This window comes from Microbacterium sp. LWS13-1.2 (genome assembly GCF_040144835.1).
In the GTDB taxonomy this organism is placed as follows: domain Bacteria; phylum Actinomycetota; class Actinomycetes; order Actinomycetales; family Microbacteriaceae; genus Microbacterium.
On sequence record NZ_CP151632.1, the window covers coordinates 1122322 to 1136934 of the forward strand.

12 protein-coding genes are annotated in these 14613 nt (G+C 71.6%); 6 read left to right on the forward strand and 6 right to left on the reverse strand.

Annotated elements, in window-relative coordinates; all coding sequences use genetic code 11:
* Window positions 1–68: 68 nt before the first annotated feature.
* From MRBLWS13_RS05435 to MRBLWS13_RS05455, 5 genes are read right to left on the reverse strand one after another with little or no spacing between them, the layout of a single operon-like run.
* The gene (locus tag MRBLWS13_RS05435; RefSeq protein ID WP_349428006.1) at window positions 69–866 is read right to left on the reverse strand and encodes an ABC transporter permease; all 798 of its coding nucleotides are present in this window, start codon (window positions 864–866) and stop codon (window positions 69–71) included.
* Complete coding sequence (locus tag MRBLWS13_RS05440) at window positions 863–1798, reverse strand: ABC transporter ATP-binding protein (protein WP_349428007.1); 936 nt, start codon at window positions 1796–1798, stop codon at window positions 863–865. Before MRBLWS13_RS05440 ends, MRBLWS13_RS05435 begins: the two co-directional genes overlap by 4 nt.
* A complete protein-coding gene (locus MRBLWS13_RS05445; RefSeq protein ID WP_194413531.1) occupies window positions 1795–2091 on the reverse strand; it encodes a transcriptional regulator in 297 nt (98 codons plus the stop codon). Before MRBLWS13_RS05445 ends, MRBLWS13_RS05440 begins: the two co-directional genes overlap by 4 nt.
* Window positions 2088–2750, reverse strand: a complete 663-nt coding sequence (locus MRBLWS13_RS05450; RefSeq protein ID WP_349428008.1) for a hypothetical protein — start codon at window positions 2748–2750, stop codon at window positions 2088–2090. The genes MRBLWS13_RS05445 and MRBLWS13_RS05450 overlap by 4 nt, the downstream gene beginning before the upstream one ends.
* A complete protein-coding gene (locus MRBLWS13_RS05455) occupies window positions 2747–3568 on the reverse strand; it encodes a CPBP family intramembrane glutamic endopeptidase (protein ID WP_349428009.1) in 822 nt (273 codons plus the stop codon). Before MRBLWS13_RS05455 ends, MRBLWS13_RS05450 begins: the two co-directional genes overlap by 4 nt.
* A 105-nt stretch (window positions 3569–3673) precedes the next feature.
* On the opposite strand from MRBLWS13_RS05455, the gene hrpA reads away from it, so the two are divergent.
* Window positions 3674–7687, forward strand: a complete 4014-nt coding sequence (gene hrpA / locus MRBLWS13_RS05460; protein ID WP_349428010.1) for an ATP-dependent RNA helicase HrpA — start codon at window positions 3674–3676, stop codon at window positions 7685–7687.
* 61 nt (window positions 7688–7748) lie between these two features.
* Window positions 7749–8690 (forward strand): NADP-dependent oxidoreductase, encoded by a 942-nt coding sequence (locus MRBLWS13_RS05465; protein ID WP_349428011.1) that lies wholly within the window; start codon window positions 7749–7751, stop codon window positions 8688–8690.
* 9 nt (window positions 8691–8699) lie between these two features.
* Here the strand turns inward: MRBLWS13_RS05465 and MRBLWS13_RS05470 are convergent, their stop codons facing one another.
* A complete protein-coding gene (locus MRBLWS13_RS05470) occupies window positions 8700–9551 on the reverse strand; it encodes a sulfurtransferase (RefSeq protein WP_349428012.1) in 852 nt (283 codons plus the stop codon).
* Between the two features lie 115 nt (window positions 9552–9666).
* Between MRBLWS13_RS05470 and MRBLWS13_RS05475 the strand changes: the two genes are divergently transcribed.
* From MRBLWS13_RS05475 to MRBLWS13_RS05490, 4 genes are all read left to right on the forward strand, one after another.
* Entirely contained in the window at window positions 9667–11055 is a 1389-nt protein-coding gene (locus MRBLWS13_RS05475; protein ID WP_349428013.1) for a PLP-dependent transferase, read from the forward strand.
* 41 nt (window positions 11056–11096) lie between these two features.
* A complete protein-coding gene (locus MRBLWS13_RS05480; protein WP_349428014.1) occupies window positions 11097–12089 on the forward strand; it encodes a Gfo/Idh/MocA family oxidoreductase in 993 nt (330 codons plus the stop codon).
* A gap of 1 nt (window position 12090) precedes the next feature.
* The gene (locus MRBLWS13_RS05485) at window positions 12091–13320 is read left to right on the forward strand and encodes an NYN domain-containing protein (protein WP_349428015.1); all 1230 of its coding nucleotides are present in this window, start codon (window positions 12091–12093) and stop codon (window positions 13318–13320) included.
* A gap of 84 nt (window positions 13321–13404) precedes the next feature.
* A complete protein-coding gene (locus MRBLWS13_RS05490) occupies window positions 13405–14607 on the forward strand; it encodes an ROK family transcriptional regulator (RefSeq protein ID WP_349428016.1) in 1203 nt (400 codons plus the stop codon).
* Window positions 14608–14613: the final 6 nt, after the last annotated feature.

The following is a 14613-nucleotide window of genomic DNA, read 5'->3' on the forward strand; positions in this document are numbered from 1 at the left end:
GGAACGGCATCGCAGCCCGAACGGCATGGACCGCCCGAACGGCTCAACGGAGGGCCGGTCCCGGCTCCTCAGCGGTAGCGCTTGCCCTCGTCGCGCCGGTAGAGCGCGAGCGAGACGAGGAGCATCACAGCGGTCCAGACCAGGATGCCGACCCACACCCACCACTCGAGGGGTCCACCTTCGACGGCCCAGATGACGAACTCGCGGGCCTGGCGCGACGGGGTGAACTTCGAGATCTCGTTCAACCAGTCGGCGAAGAGGATCGGCGGGAGGAACAGCCCGCCGATGAACGCGAGCGAGAACATGACGATCTGGATGACGGCGATCGCCGCCTTGAACGGCAGCGCATAGCCGATCGCGGTGCCGATCAGCATGAACGGCACCGCCGATATCGCGAGCGTGAGAATGCCCGCCAGAATGCGGACCGGCGGCGCCGCGGCAGCGGTGAAGAAGCCTCCCACGAGCACCACTGGCAGGATCGCCACGAGTCCGAGGGCACCGGTCGAGAGGATCTGCGCCAGCACCCGTGCGATGCCGGGTGCGGGCAGCGTGCGAAGGTACGGATCCCACGGCTTCTCGCGGTTCTCCGAGATCGTCAGGCCGAACGAGAACAGCGCGTTCGACATCACCGCGAACACGCAGAGCGAGATCACCGCCTGCGTCGCGTACAGCGGGTCCTCGGCGACCACCCGCTGCGGTACGACGAAGAAGAGCAGCGCGAGCGCAGGGAACACGACGGTTCCGATGACGGCGATGGGCACGCGGAACGTCTCGATGAGCCCGTACTTCGCATGCAGCGCCGTCAGCCGCATCGTCGAGGGGACGGATGCCGGCACGGATGCCGCGGGCACACGTGCGGTGGTCATGACAGGTCCTTCCGTGAGGAGGTCGGCGATCCCGGCGCGGAGTGCGCCATGGCCGAGCCGGCGGCTTCCGTGAGAGCGAGGAACGCCTCTTCGAGCGTCGCGCCGCGCACGGCAATATCGCGGAAGTCGGCGCCGCTCTGCACCAGCGCGCGGATGAAGGCATCGGCATCCCTCACTGTCAGCACCTCGATGCCGTCCGCCTGCTGATGGCGCACGACGCCGGGAAGCGCGGCGACCCCATCGGCATCGTAGATCGTGAGCTCCACCCGACTCACGCCGACGCGGCCCACAACACTCGCGACGGTGTCGTCGGCGAGCACGCGGCCCTCCCCCATCACCACGACACGCTGGGCGAGTGCCTCGATCTCTTCGAGGTAATGGCTCGTGACGACTACCGTCGCGCCCGCCTCATGCTGGCGCCGGATGGCTGCCCACAGCGTGCGGCGGGCATCGACGTCGAGACCCGTGGTCGGCTCATCCAGCAGCACCAGACGAGGTCGCCCGACGAAGGCGAGGGCGACCGCGACACGCCGCTTCTGACCGCCCGAGAGCGACCCGCACTGTCGCCGCAGCACCTCGTCGAGGCCGAACTCCGCCGCCAGCTCCGCTGTCGGCGCCCGATCGGCGAAGTGGCCGCCGACGTAGTCGATCACCTCGCCGACGCGCAGCGTGTCGGGCAGCGCCGTCTCCTGCGGCGTCGTCCCGAGCAGCCGGCGGTTGCGGGGATCGGACGGATCGCCGCCGAACATCGTCACCCGTCCGGACGTCGGCCGGCGCAGGCCCTGCAGGAGGGAGAGGAGGGTGGTCTTCCCCGCCCCGTTCGGACCGAGCAGCCCGACGATGACACCGGGATCGATCCCGAGGGTGACGTCGTCGACGGCGACGAGGTCACCGTAACGACGTGTGACGTGCACGAACTCAGCGATGGTCATGGCCGTTCCCCTAGTACGGAGCGCAGGGCGTCGGTGTAGTCCTCGAACGCGCGGCGGCCCTGCTTCGTCAGCGCGAGATAGGTGACGGGTGTGCGCCCGCGATGCGTCTTCTCGACCGCGACGTAGCCGGCGTCTTCGAGCTTGCGGACGTGCGTCGAGAGGTTTCCTGCGGTCATGTCGAGCAGTTCCTGCAGGCGCGGGAACGCGATGCTCTCGCCGGGGTCCAGCGTCGCGAGCGTCGCGGTGATCCGAAGGCGCGCAGCGGCGTGGATCACGGGATCGAGCTCGGTCATCGGCGGATCCACAGCCAGGCGACGAGGGCGCCGACGAGGAAGACGCCGCCGCCCGCGATCGAGAAGACGAGGTAGTGCGTCGGATACCCGAAGAACGGCGCGACCAGGGCGACGACCACGATCCAGCCGCCGAGCCACAGCAGCGGCTTCGCGTGCCAGATCCCGCCGCCGACGAAGTAGAGGAGCCCCACCAGCAGCGTCGACGCGGTCGGGTAGTAGATGTTCGCGAGATCGGGCGCCATCCCGTTCTGGACGAGCGCGGTGCCGAAGACGAACATCGCGACGAACGCGATCGTCCAGCTCCAGCCGTACACCGCCCCGGTGAACGCCGCTTCCGCAGATGCCCGGATGCCGCGACCGCTGCGGATGCCGAGGATCGCCGTCGCGCCGAGAGCCCCGGCCATCAGCACGATGAAGACGGTGACCGCCACCGGCAGCGGCACACTGACGGCGGGCTCAGCCCCGTCGATGAGCCACAGCAGCCCGAACCCCACGAACCAGGCGATCCCCCACACGAGCAGGATGAGCGGCACCTCGGCCGCGAGCTGCCGGGTGACGCGGTCCTGCTGGCTGCGGACGAGATCCAGCATCGCGGCGGCGTCGCGGGGCGCGTCGTCGTCGGCCGGATCGGAAGGGTCAGTGGTGCCGGGGATGTTCATCGGAATCCGTCCGCGAGGAAGAAAGGCACGGCGAGCGCAGGAAGCGTCGACAGCAGGTTCACCAGACCGTGGGCGATGATCAACGGCAGCAGCCGCCCTTGGCGCCACGCGATGATGCCGGAGCCGATTCCCCAGACGAAGAAGGCGCTGGCGTAGACGACGACGGCGTCGGGCGTGGGCGCGTACCAGACGTGCTGCAGGCCGAAGAACGCCGCCGAGATGAGGATCGCGGCGGGCAGCGGCATCCGGCTCCCGAGATCCCGCTGCGCCGACCCTCGATAGACGAGCTCCTCCGTCGGCGCGTTCAACGGCGCGAACGTCAGGACGGCGACGACCGCGAGCACCGCCGCGACACCCGGAGACAGCGGCGGAATCGCTTCCGGATCGAAGAAGACGGTCTCGAACGCCGTGAACATGCCGGCGCCGTGCAGCGCCCACATGACGAGCATGATGGTCAGCACGAACGGCACGTACAGCACGGCCAACCACAGCAGACCCCACAGGATGTCGCGGCCGAGGCGCCCGCGCCGGTAGCCGATCAGCGCCGCGGCGCTCGTGCCGGAGGCTCGGAGGCGGCGCACCACCACCAGCAGACACACGACGTTGACCGGCAGCATCGCCACAGCGGCCACGAGAGGCGGCGGCGGGAAGACCGCGGGCCCCGCCCACGCGGTCAGCAGCAGCCATGCGAGCGTGCAGGCCGCGGCGACGAGCAGCACGCGCAGAGCCGGCAGCCCGATGCCCCAGGCGAGCGCGCCGCGATCGGAGCGTCGCCCGGACGGGGGCGGCGGCGCGAGAGTGCGCGACGAGGTGGTCATGAGAACTTTGTACTGCAAAGTTGTTTGCCGATCAAGACCCTGCGCGGCTCGACTCGACGACCCTGCAGGCGGAGCACGCCGCCACACGGGATACGATCGAAGGCTATGTCCGTGCCCGAACCCGTCATCGCGTACCCACCGGAGCTCCCCGTCAGCGCCGCGCGGGACGAGATCGCGCGCACGATCCGCGACCATCAGGTCGTCATCATCGCGGGCGCCACCGGCTCCGGCAAGACGACGCAGCTGCCGAAGATCGCGCTGGAGCTGGGCCGCACGCGCATCGCCCACACGCAGCCGCGCCGGATCGCGGCCCGGACCATCGCCGAGCGCATCGCCGAGGAGCTCCAGGTGCCCCTCGGCTCCACCGTCGGCTACAAGGTGAGATTCACCGACAAGGTGTCGGAGGACACGCGGATCGCGCTCCTGACCGACGGCATCCTGCTCAACGAGATCCACCGCGATCGGCTGCTGCGCCGGTACGACATGATCATCGTCGACGAGGCGCACGAGCGCTCGCTCAACGTCGACTTCCTGCTGGGCTACCTGCGACGGATCCTGCCGAAGCGCCCCGATCTCAAGGTCGTCATCACCAGCGCGACGATCGATCCGCTGAGCTTCGCCGAGCACTTCGCGAAGGCCGACGGCACGCCCGCGCCCATCATCGAGGTATCGGGACGCACCTACCCCGTCGAGATCCGATACCGTCCGCCGGCGCCGGTCGTCGAGCGAGCGAGGAACGAGCGAGACGACACGCCCGACGACGTCGACGGCATCACCTCGGCGCTGCGCGAGCTCGACCGCGAGCCCGCGGGCGACGTCCTGGTGTTCCTGCCCGGCGAGGCCGAGATCCGCGACGCCGCGGACGCCGTGCGCGGGATGTACGCGAAGGATGCCGCGCCCACCGAAGTCCTGCCACTGTACGGGCGGCTGTCGGCGGCCGAGCAGCACCGGGTGTTCGAGAGGTCGCATGTCGCCGGCGTCCGTCGCCGCGTGATCCTCGCGACGAACGTGGCCGAGACGAGCCTCACGGTGCCGGGCATCCGGTATGTCGTCGACACCGGTTCGGCCCGCATCTCGCGGTACAGCAACCGCAGCAAGGTGCAGCGTCTGCCCATCGAAGCCGTGTCGCAGGCATCCGCGCAGCAGCGCTCCGGCCGCGCGGGGCGCACCAGCGACGGCATCGCGATCCGGCTCTACTCGGAGGAGGACTTCGACACCCGTCCCGAGTTCACCGAGCCCGAGATCCTGCGCACGAGCCTGGCCTCGGTGATCCTGCAGATGCTGTCGCTCGGGTTCGGCGACATCTCGTCGTTCCCGTTCCTCACCCCACCCGACTCCCGTGGGGTGAAGGCGGCGTTCGACCTGCTCGTCGAACTCGGCGCCGTGACGGATCGGTCGTTGAGCGAGCGAGGAACGAGCGAGACGAGACGCCACCCGACGCTCACCGACCTCGGGCGCGAGATCGCGCGGCTGCCGATCGACCCACGCTTCGCCCGCATGCTGGTCGAGGCCCGCCGCACCGGCGTCCTGCGCGACGTGCTGGCGATCGTCGCGGGGCTGTCGATCCAGGACGTGCGGGAGCGGCCCGAGGACCGTCGGGAGGAGGCGGATCGCCTGCACGCGCGGTTCACCGACCCGTCCAGCGACTTCCTCAGCCTCCTCAACCTGTGGAACCACCTGCGGGAGAAGCAGTCCGAGCTCGGCTCGAGCGCGTTCCGGCGGCTGTGCCGCGCCGAGCACCTCAACTATGTGCGCGTGCGGGAGTGGGCCGATGTGCATCGGCAGCTGAGCACTCTCGTGAACGCACCCCGCTCCTCGGTCGTTGAGCGAGCGAAGCGAGACGAGACAGGCGCCGCCGACGCCGACGAGGTCCACAAGGCGATCCTCTCGGGCCTGCTGTCGCAGCTCGGGATCCTCGACGAGCGCACGACGGGCACCGCGGTACGGGGCCGATCGGGCGAGCGCTCGGAGCGCGCCGAGCAGCGCCGCGGCGCCGAGTACGTGGGCTCGCGCGGCACGCGCTTCGCGATCTTCCCGGGCTCCGGCCTCAAGAAGAAGCGCCCGAGCGCTGTGATGGCCGCCGAGGTCGTCGAGACCAGCCGGCTGTTCGCGCGCACGGTCGCGGCGATCGATCCGGAGTGGGCCGAGCCGCTCGCGGGCGACCTCGCCAAGCGGTCGCTGAGCGAGCCGCACTGGTCAAAGGCGTCGGGGGCGGCATCCGCCTATGAGAAGGTCACGCTGTTCGGGCTCGAGATCGTGCCGAAGCGGCGCGTGCAGCTCGCCCGGTTCGACCGGCCGTTCGCGCGCGAGCTGTTCCTGCGCCACGCGCTGGTCGAGGGTGAGTGGGACCCCCCTGGGTCCCTGAGTTCGTCGAAGGGCGACAAGAGGCTGACCGCCTTCGAGCGGCGCAACCTCGAGCTGCGCCGCCGCCTCGAGAAGATCGAGGAGCGCGAGCGGCGCCGCGACATCCTGGTAGGCGACGAGGCCGTCTACCGCTTCTACGACGCGCGGATCCCCCGTGACGTCTTCGACGCGCGCTCCTTCGAGGCCTGGTGGCGGGAGGCCTCAGTCCGCACGCCGCGCCTGCTCGACATGACCGAGGCGGACCTGGTCGACGAGGCGTCCCGCGGCGACGAGCGGGACTTCCCGGCGCGGTGGACGCAGGGCGACCAGGTGCTCTCGCTCGCGTATCGCTTCGAACCGGGTGCCCCCGACGACGGTGTGACGGCGGTCGTGCCGCTCGCACTGCTGGCCCAGCTGCGGCCGGACGGGTTCGACTGGCAGGTGCCGGGCATGCGCGACGAGCTCATCACGGCGCTGCTGCGGTCGCTGCCCAAGTCCATCCGCCGCCACGTCGTGCCCGCCGCGGACTGGGCGGCCACTTTCTCGGCCGATCTCGCGGGGCAGGGCCCCGAGGCGCACGCCGGACTGCCGCCGGTGGGGTTGCGCGAGGCGCTCTCCGCGCGCATCCAGCGGGTCGCGAGTCAGCCGGTGACCGCCGCGGACTTCGAGATGGAGCGAGTTCCCGGCCACCTGCAGGTCTCGTTCCGCGCTGTCGACGAGCGCGGGCGCGCCGTCGGCTCGGACCGCGACCTCACCGCGCTGCAGGCGCGTCTCGCCGACCGTGCGCGGGCCTCGGTCTCCCGCTCGCTGAGCGCATCGACACCCGCGTCCGGACCCGCGCGAGCGGCAGGATCGGGGCCCCGATCGACGGGCACGCCGGGCGGCGCAGCGCGCTCCGAGTCCACGTTCGTCGAGCAGACCGGTCTCACCGACTGGACGTTCGGCGACCTCCCCGAGGTCGTCGACACGAAGGTCGCCGGCGGCGTCGTGCGCGGCTACCCCGCCATCGTCGACGAGAACGCCTCGGTCGCGCTGCGCATCGAGACCACCCCCGAGGCAGCGGCCCGCGCGACGCGGGCGGGCGTGCGACGGCTCGTGCTGCTGTCCGTCGCCTCGCCCACGGCGTACGTGCTCGAGCACCTCACCTCCGCCGAGAAGCTCGCCCTCGCGGCATCCCCCTATCCCTCGGCGAAGGCGCTGATCGAGGACTGCCGCGTGGCGGTCGCGGATGCCGTGATCGCCCGCACCGCCCCCGACGCTCTGGTGCGCACGCGCGCGGGCTTCGAAGCGGTGCGCGACGCGCTCTCGGGAGCCGTCGTGGACGAGCTGTTCCAGACCGTGTCGCTGGCCGCGCGGATCCTCACCGCCGCGCGCGAGGTCGAGAAGGCGATGCGCGACGGCAACTCGCTGACACTCCTCGGCGCCCTGAACGACGTGAAGGGCCAGCTCGCAGGCCTGGTGTTCCCCGGTTTCGTGTCGCGCACCGGCACAGCGCGCCTCGCACACCTCCCGCGGTACCTCCGCGGCGCGCTGGACCGCGTGCGCACGCTGGCAGACAATCCCGGCCGTGACCGGCAGCGGATGACGGAGTTCGAGCGCGCCGCGACAGTGTTCGCCGAGGCCGGCGGCACCATCCCGCCGCCCGATGACGCCCCCGTGGCACTCGTGCACGCACGCTGGCTTCTCGAGGAGTACCGTGTGAGCCTGTTCGCGCAGTCCCTCGGCACGGCGGAGCCCGTGTCGCTGCAGCGGCTGCAGCGGGCCCTGCGCGGCTAGCCGCTCGACGAGCAGAGCCCGTGCGCGAACACCCGCCTCGACGACAGGAGTTGCCCCCGCCATGACCACTGCGATCGCGTACACCGAGTTCGGCGGTCCCGAGGTGCTGCATGAGATCCCCGTGCCCGACCGGGCGCCGGGCGCCGGGGAGGTCGCGATCCGCGTCACGGCGGCGGGCGTGAACCCGATCGATGCGAAGCTGCGTTCCGGTGCGCGCCCGTCGGGCGAGATCACCGAGCCGCGTCGGGTCGGCGGCGACGGCGCCGGCGTCGTGATCGCCGTCGGCGACGAGGTGGACGGGTTCCGCGCCGGCGACCCGGTGGTCTTCGCGGGCGCCTCCGGTGCGTACGCGACCGAGGTGGTGGTCGCCGCAGACCGAGTGTTCGCGCGGCCGCCACAGGTGAGCGCCGCGGAGGGCGCGGCACTCGGCATCCCGGTCGGCACCGCGTATCAGGCGCTGCGATCGCTCGGTGTCGGAAGCGGCGACACGCTCCTGGTCCACGGCGGATCCGGTGCCGTCGGCCAGGCGGTCATCCAGTTCGCGGTGCTGTGGGGCGCCACCGTGATCGCGACGTCGTCCGAGCGCCGCTTCGACCGCGTGAGCGCGCTCGGCGCCATCCCCGTCAGCTACGGCGACGGGCTCGCCGACCGGGTGCGCGAGGTCGCGCCGCACGGCGTGACGGCCGCGATCGACGCGGCCGGCACCGACGAGGCGCTGCAGACGTCCGTCGAACTGGTGCCCGATCGACAGCGGATCGTGACGCTGGTACGGGGGCGGGATGCCGGGGGCCTCGGCATCCGTGCGTTCTCGGGCGGGTCTCCCCTGCCGCTCACCGCGCAGCAGCAGGCGTGGCGCACCGAGGCGGTGCCGGTGGCGGTCACCCTGATGGCCGCGGGGCGCTTCTCGGTGGAGCTCGGACCGTCGTTCGCCCTGGTCGACGCCGCCGACGCGCATCGCGCGATCGAGGCGGGCGTCGACGGCAAGATCACCCTGGTGCCCTGACGCCGGCCGTCACACGCTGGCGGTGACCTCGGCCGGCGCGGCGCCGGTGGCGATCGGCCGCCCAGGAGTGTTCGACCACTGGCTCCACGAGCCCGGGTAGATGCCGAGCCGCAGCCCCGCGAGCTCGGCGGCGAACACCGCCTGCGCGGCGGTGACGCCCGAACCGCAGTACGCCGCCGCAGTGACGCCCTCGGCGATGCCGACGCTGGCGAACAGCTCACGCAGGCTCTCGGCATCCCGGAACCGCTCGCCGTCCATGTAGGCACCGGTCGGGAGGTTCGCCGCGCCCGGGATGTGGCCCGCGATCGGGTCGACAGGCTCGACCTCGCCGCGGTAGCGCTCTGCGGCGCGCACGTCGATGAGCACGCCGGAGGCGGCGAACGCCGCCGCCTCGTCGATCGAGAGCACCGGCTCGGCGATGGGCGTGAGCGACACGTCTCCCGGCTCGGGCACCACGGGGCCGCTCTCCAGCGGCAGGCCGGCGGCGACCCATGCACGCAGTCCGCCGTCGAGGAGGCGCACATCGGCGACGCCCGAGCGGGTCAGCAGCCACCACGCGCGCGAGGCGCCGAGTGCGCGGTCGTCGTCGTAGACCACGACCGTGTCGTTGTCGTGGATGCCCCAGCGGCGCACGGCCGCCTCCAGATCCGCGGTCGCCGGCAGCGGGTGGCGGCCGTCCTCGGGACGGCCGTGCCAGGAGAGCTCGGTCTCCATGTCGACGTAGACCGCGCAGGGCACGTGGCCGTCGAGGTGGTCGGCGCTGCCGTCCGGGCGGTCGAGCCGGTAGCGGACGTCGAGCACGCGGACGGTGCCGGAGCGGACAAGGCAGTCGAGTTCTGCGGGGGTGATCAGCTGCGCCACCCGTCCATTCTCGCCCGCGCGCGGGCTACCGCCGTCCGGCAGGCTTGGCTCCGCCGGCGCAACAGTTCGACACACGACGCACGGGGGCGGCCCCCGCGGCTCGACAATGGTCAGCATGCCTCGTGCCACCGACAACGATCTGCCGCCTCGCCCGGCGGCCCCTCGCTCGTTCGCGACGGCCCAGGTGCAGGCCGGGTTCGACTCCGGCGTGGTCGAGAACACCGCCGTTCCGGCCATCCACCAGTCGAACGGCTTCGAGTTCCCCTCGCTCGCTGAGGCACGTGACCTCTTCGCGCTGCGCAAGGACGGCAACATCTACAGCCGCGCCGCCAACCCCACCGTGCTCGTGTTCGAGCGCCGCGTCGCCGAACTCGAGGGTGGCATCGGCGCCGCAGGTGTCGCCTCGGGTCAGGCGGCCGTCGCGGTGGCTCTGCTCGCCCTCGCCAAGCAGGGCGAGCACATCGTCGCGGCACGACAGTTGTACGGCGGCACCGTCGATCTGCTGCAGGACACGTTCGCCGACTGGGGCATCGAAGTCACCTTCGTCGACCAGGACGACGTCGACGCGTGGTCGGCCGCGGTGCGCCCCACCACCCGGGCGCTCTTCGCCGAGTCGATCTCGAACCCCATCGCGCAGGTGCTCGACCTCGGCGCCGTCGCGGCCGTCGCCCGTGACGCGGGCGTGCCGCTCGTGATCGACAACACCGTCGCGACGCCGTACCTGCAGCGCGCCAAGGACTTCGGCGCCGACATCGTCGTCCATTCCGCGACGAAGTTCCTCGGCGGGCACGGCACGTCGCTGGGCGGCGTCGTCGTCGACCTCGGCACGTTCGATTTCACCGCCGACCCCGAGCGCTGGCCGCAGCTGACGCAGACCTACCGTCGCGTCCCGGACGGCAGCCTCGTCGAGCGCTTCGGCGAGACCGGATCGCCGTACATCGCCCTGGTCAAGACCAAGTACGTGCACGACCTGGGGCCGTCGCTGTCGGCGTTCAACGCCTTCCAGCTGCTGCAGGGTCTCGAGACGCTCGATCTCCGCATGCAGCGCCACACCGAGAGCGCACTCGCGGTCGCGCGGTTCCTCGACACGCACCCGGCGGTCGCGCGCGTGCACCACCCGGGGCTCGAGACCAGCCCGTGGCACACCCAGGCTCAGGCGTATCTGCCGCACGGGGTGAGCTCGGTATTCGCGTTCGACCTGCCCACGACCGGCGACGACGAGGGCGACTTCCGCCTCGTCGAGGAGTTCATCTCGCGCCTGCAGGTGATCCGGCTCGTCGCCAACATCGGCGACGCGCGCAGCCTCGTCGCCCACCCTGCCTCGATGACCCACAGCCACATGTCGCGCACCCAGCTCTCGGAGGCGCACATCGGTCCGACCACCGTGCGCCTGTCGATCGGCCTCGAGGACGCCCGCGACATCGTCGACGACCTGGCCCGCGCGCTCGAGCGGATCGGCGAGACGGCCGGCCGTCCCCGGCTGGCGGAGAGCGTCCCGCGCTAGTCGACCCGGCGAGTGCGCCGTGGCGCCACTAGCCTCGTGTCATGACCTCACCGTCCTCACCCCGCTGGGGCATCCTCGGACCGGGCGGCATCGCACGCGCGTTCACCAGCGATCTGCGCACCGCCGGCCTCGACGTCATCGCCGTCGGATCCCGTCGCCGCGAGACCGCTGAGGCGTTCGCCGCCGACTTCTCCATCCCCCACGCCCACGGCTCGTACGCGGACCTGGTCGCCGATCCCGATGTCGACATCGTCTACATCGCGACGCCGCATCCGATGCACGCCTCCAACGCCCTGTTGGCGCTGGAGGCGGGAAAGCACGTGCTCGTCGAGAAGCCGTTCACGCTGAACGCCGACGAAGCGGCAGCGGTCCGCGACGCCGCCGCCGACCGCGGGCTCCTCGCCATGGAGGCCATGTGGACGCGGTATCTGCCGCACATGGTCCGCATCCGCGAGCTGGTGGCCTCGGGCGCGCTCGGCGAGATCCGCGCGGTCACCGCCGATCACACCCAGCTGCTGACGTCCGACCCCGCGCACCGCATCAACGCGCTCGAGCTGGGCGGCGGCGCGCTGCTCGACCTCGGCATCTATCCGGTCTCGTTCGCGTGGGACATGCTCGGCGAGCCGCTGTCCATCGTCGCGTCCGCGCGCATCGGCGACGCCGGATCCGACACGGAGGTCGCGACGATCATGGCGCACGCCGACGGCGCACTGTCGACAACCCTGTCGGCGTCCCGTGGCGCGGGTCCGAACACCGCGTCGGTGATCGGCACAGATGCCCGCATCGACATCGACCGCGTCTGGTACACGGCGACCTCATTCCGCCTGGTGGGGCCCGACGGCACGGTGCGCGAGGAGTTCCGCTCCGACATCGAGGGGCGCGGTATGCAGTACCAGGCGCTGGCAGCGGGGCGGTACCTGGCGGAGGGCCGCACCGATTCCGACATCCTGCCGATCGACGAGACCGTCGCGATCATGGCCACGCTCGATGAGATCCGCACGCTCGTGGGCGTGCGCTACCCCGGTGAGGAGTGACATGCCCGACCTGCAGAATCCCCGCGTCGCGGTGTACCTCGATTTCGACAACATCGTGATGTCCTGGTACGACCGCGTCCACGGCCGCAACTCGTACTCGCGCGACCGCCAGCGCATCGCCGACAACCCCAACGATCCCGAGATCGCCGAGCGGCTCGCCGCGGCCACCATCGACGTCGGTGCGATCATCGACTTCGCGGCCTCCTTCGGCACGCTCGTGCTCACCCGCGCATACGCCGACTGGTCGGCCCCCGTCAACGCGATCTACCGTTCGCAGCTCGTCGCCCGTGCGGTCGATCTCGTGCAGCTCTTCCCCGCCGCCGCATACGCCAAGAACGGAGCGGACATCCGTCTCGCGGTGGACGCCGTCGAGGACATGTTCCGGCTCCCCGACCTCACGCACGTCGTGATCGTCGCCGGCGACTCGGACTACGTCCCGCTCGCGCAGCGGTGCAAGCGACTCGGCCGCTACGTGGTCGGAGTCGGTGTGGCCGGGTCCACGGCGAAGTCGCTGGCGGCCGCGTGCGACGAGTTCGAGGCCTACGACTCGCTGCCCGGGGTCCCCCGTGTCACCCGCGAACCCGCGAGGGCCGCCAAGACGCCGGACAAGGCCGCCGAGAAGGCACCGTCCAAGGCGGCCCCCGGCCGTGCGACCAAGACGAAGGAGACGGCGGCGAGCGCGGCGACCGGCGGCACGGCCGCGCGGTCGGGAGGCCGTCGCGGAGCGGCGAAGTCCGTGCCGACGGAGGCCGCCGTGTCGACGGAGGCCGTCACGCCGACGGATGCCGTCACGGCGGACGCACCGGCTGCGGCCGCCGATGCGACCGCCGAGGCCCGTTCGACGGTCGAGATCGAGGCTGCGCTCAACGAGGCGCTCGAGACGACGGCGCCGCCGAAGCGCGGGAACCGTCGCGCGTCGTCGAAGACCGTCGCCGCGAGCCTCGAGCCACCCGCTCCCGAGCCGGTGCAGCCGATCGAGGAACCTGCCGAGGACCCGCAGGAGACGGCCACCCGCCTGCTGGAGCGCGCCCTGCGCCTCGGCCACGACAAGAACGACGACTCCGAGTGGCTGCACAGCTCGGCGGTCAAGACGCACATGCGTCGGATGGACCCGTCGTTCAGCGAGAAGGCGCTGGGCTACCGGTCGTTCAACGACTTCGTGAAGGCGCGCGAGTCGATCGCCGAGCTCGAGGAGACCGGGCACGAGCGACTGGTGCGTCTGCGCGAGTAGCCCCCTCGCGCGGGCCGCGTTCGTCTTCCTACCGGCGATCCCGCGGCCGATCTGGGAAATCGCAGGTGGGATACAGTGTGAGCTGTGGCACGCCGTCAAGCTCCGCCGGGCTCGCAGACCTCGCTGCGCGAGGCCAATCGCGCGCGCGTCGTCGAGTCCCTCAAGCGCCACGGCCGCCTCACGCAGATCGAGCTGGCCGGCAGCACCGGGCTCTCCCCCGCCACGGTCTCGAACATCGTCAAGGAGCTGACCGCTTCGGGCCTGCTCCACACATCCTTCACGACGAGCAGCGGTCGCCGCGCGACCCTGGTGTCGCTCGCCCGCCGGCTCGGTCTCGTCGCGGGCGTCCACTACAGCTCGAGGCAGCTGCACATCGCGATCGCCGACACCGCACGCACCATCGTCACGCAGTCCTCGCTCCCCCTCCCCCTCGACCACCGCCATGACTCCGAGCTCGACCGCCTCGCACTGCTGCTCGGCGACATGATGGAGTCGCTCGGCGGGTCGCTCACCGATCTCCTCGCCGTGGGCCTCGCGCTGCCCGCCCCCATAGACCCGCGGACCGGCATGGTGTCCACCCCGGGCCTGCTGCGGGGCTGGGAGGGCGTCGACGTCGCCGAGAGCCTCGCGGCGCGCATCGGCCGCCCCGTCTACGTCGACAGCGAGGCGAACCTCGGCGGTCTCGCCGAGGCCCGCGAGGGCAACGGCCGCGCCGCCGCGTCGTCGGTCTTCATCCGCGTCGGCCACACGATCAGCGCCGGACTCGTGGTCGGTGGCGACCTGTTCCGTGGCGTCAACGGCAAGGCGGGCCAGATCGGCCACGTCACGCTCGACGAGAACGGCCCCATCTGCCGCTGCAGCAACCGCGGCTGCCTCGAGACCTACGCGGGCGGGCCCGCGCTGCTGTCGCTGTTCCCCTCGAGCGAGGGCATGCACCGCCTGGGTGACCTGCTCCAGGCCGCCGAAGCGGGCGACGGCGCGGCACGGCGCGTCATCGCCGATGCCGGGCGCCACATCGGCATCGCGGCGGCGAGCCTCTGCAACCTCTTCGATCCCGAGGTCATCGTCGTGGGAGGCGAGCTGGGTCAGGCGGGCGAGATCCTCATGGCGCCGATGCGGCACTCGCTCGAGCGCACCGCCCTCCCCTCAGCCGACGGCCTGCCCGAGATCGTCGGCGCCTCCTTCGGCGAGTGGGCGGAGACGCGCGGGGCCATCGCGATCGCCCTCGACCACGTCACCGTCAGCGCCCAGCTCCCGGCGGCGTCGACGCTACCCATCACGGCATAGGCTCGT

What these genes read in the sequence shown, in the direction of transcription:
- MRBLWS13_RS05435 (WP_349428006.1), bottom strand. Translation starts at nt 866, where the DNA reads ATGACCACCGCACGTGTGCCCGCGGCATCCGTGCCGGCATCCGTCCCC.
- MRBLWS13_RS05440 (WP_349428007.1), bottom strand. Translation starts at nt 1,798, where the DNA reads ATGACCATCGCTGAGTTCGTGCACGTCACACGTCGTTACGGTGACCTC.
- MRBLWS13_RS05465 (WP_349428011.1), top strand. Translation starts at nt 7,749, where the DNA reads ATGACCACTGCGATCGCGTACACCGAGTTCGGCGGTCCCGAGGTGCTG.
- MRBLWS13_RS05475 (WP_349428013.1), top strand. Translation starts at nt 9,667, where the DNA reads ATGCCTCGTGCCACCGACAACGATCTGCCGCCTCGCCCGGCGGCCCCT.
- MRBLWS13_RS05455 (WP_349428009.1), bottom strand. Translation starts at nt 3,568, where the DNA reads ATGACCACCTCGTCGCGCACTCTCGCGCCGCCGCCCCCGTCCGGGCGA.
- MRBLWS13_RS05445 (WP_194413531.1), bottom strand. Translation starts at nt 2,091, where the DNA reads ATGACCGAGCTCGATCCCGTGATCCACGCCGCTGCGCGCCTTCGGATC.
- MRBLWS13_RS05450 (WP_349428008.1), bottom strand. Translation starts at nt 2,750, where the DNA reads ATGAACATCCCCGGCACCACTGACCCTTCCGATCCGGCCGACGACGAC.
- hrpA (WP_349428010.1), top strand. Translation starts at nt 3,674, where the DNA reads ATGTCCGTGCCCGAACCCGTCATCGCGTACCCACCGGAGCTCCCCGTC.
- MRBLWS13_RS05480 (WP_349428014.1), top strand. Translation starts at nt 11,097, where the DNA reads ATGACCTCACCGTCCTCACCCCGCTGGGGCATCCTCGGACCGGGCGGC.
- MRBLWS13_RS05485 (WP_349428015.1), top strand. Translation starts at nt 12,091, where the DNA reads ATGCCCGACCTGCAGAATCCCCGCGTCGCGGTGTACCTCGATTTCGAC.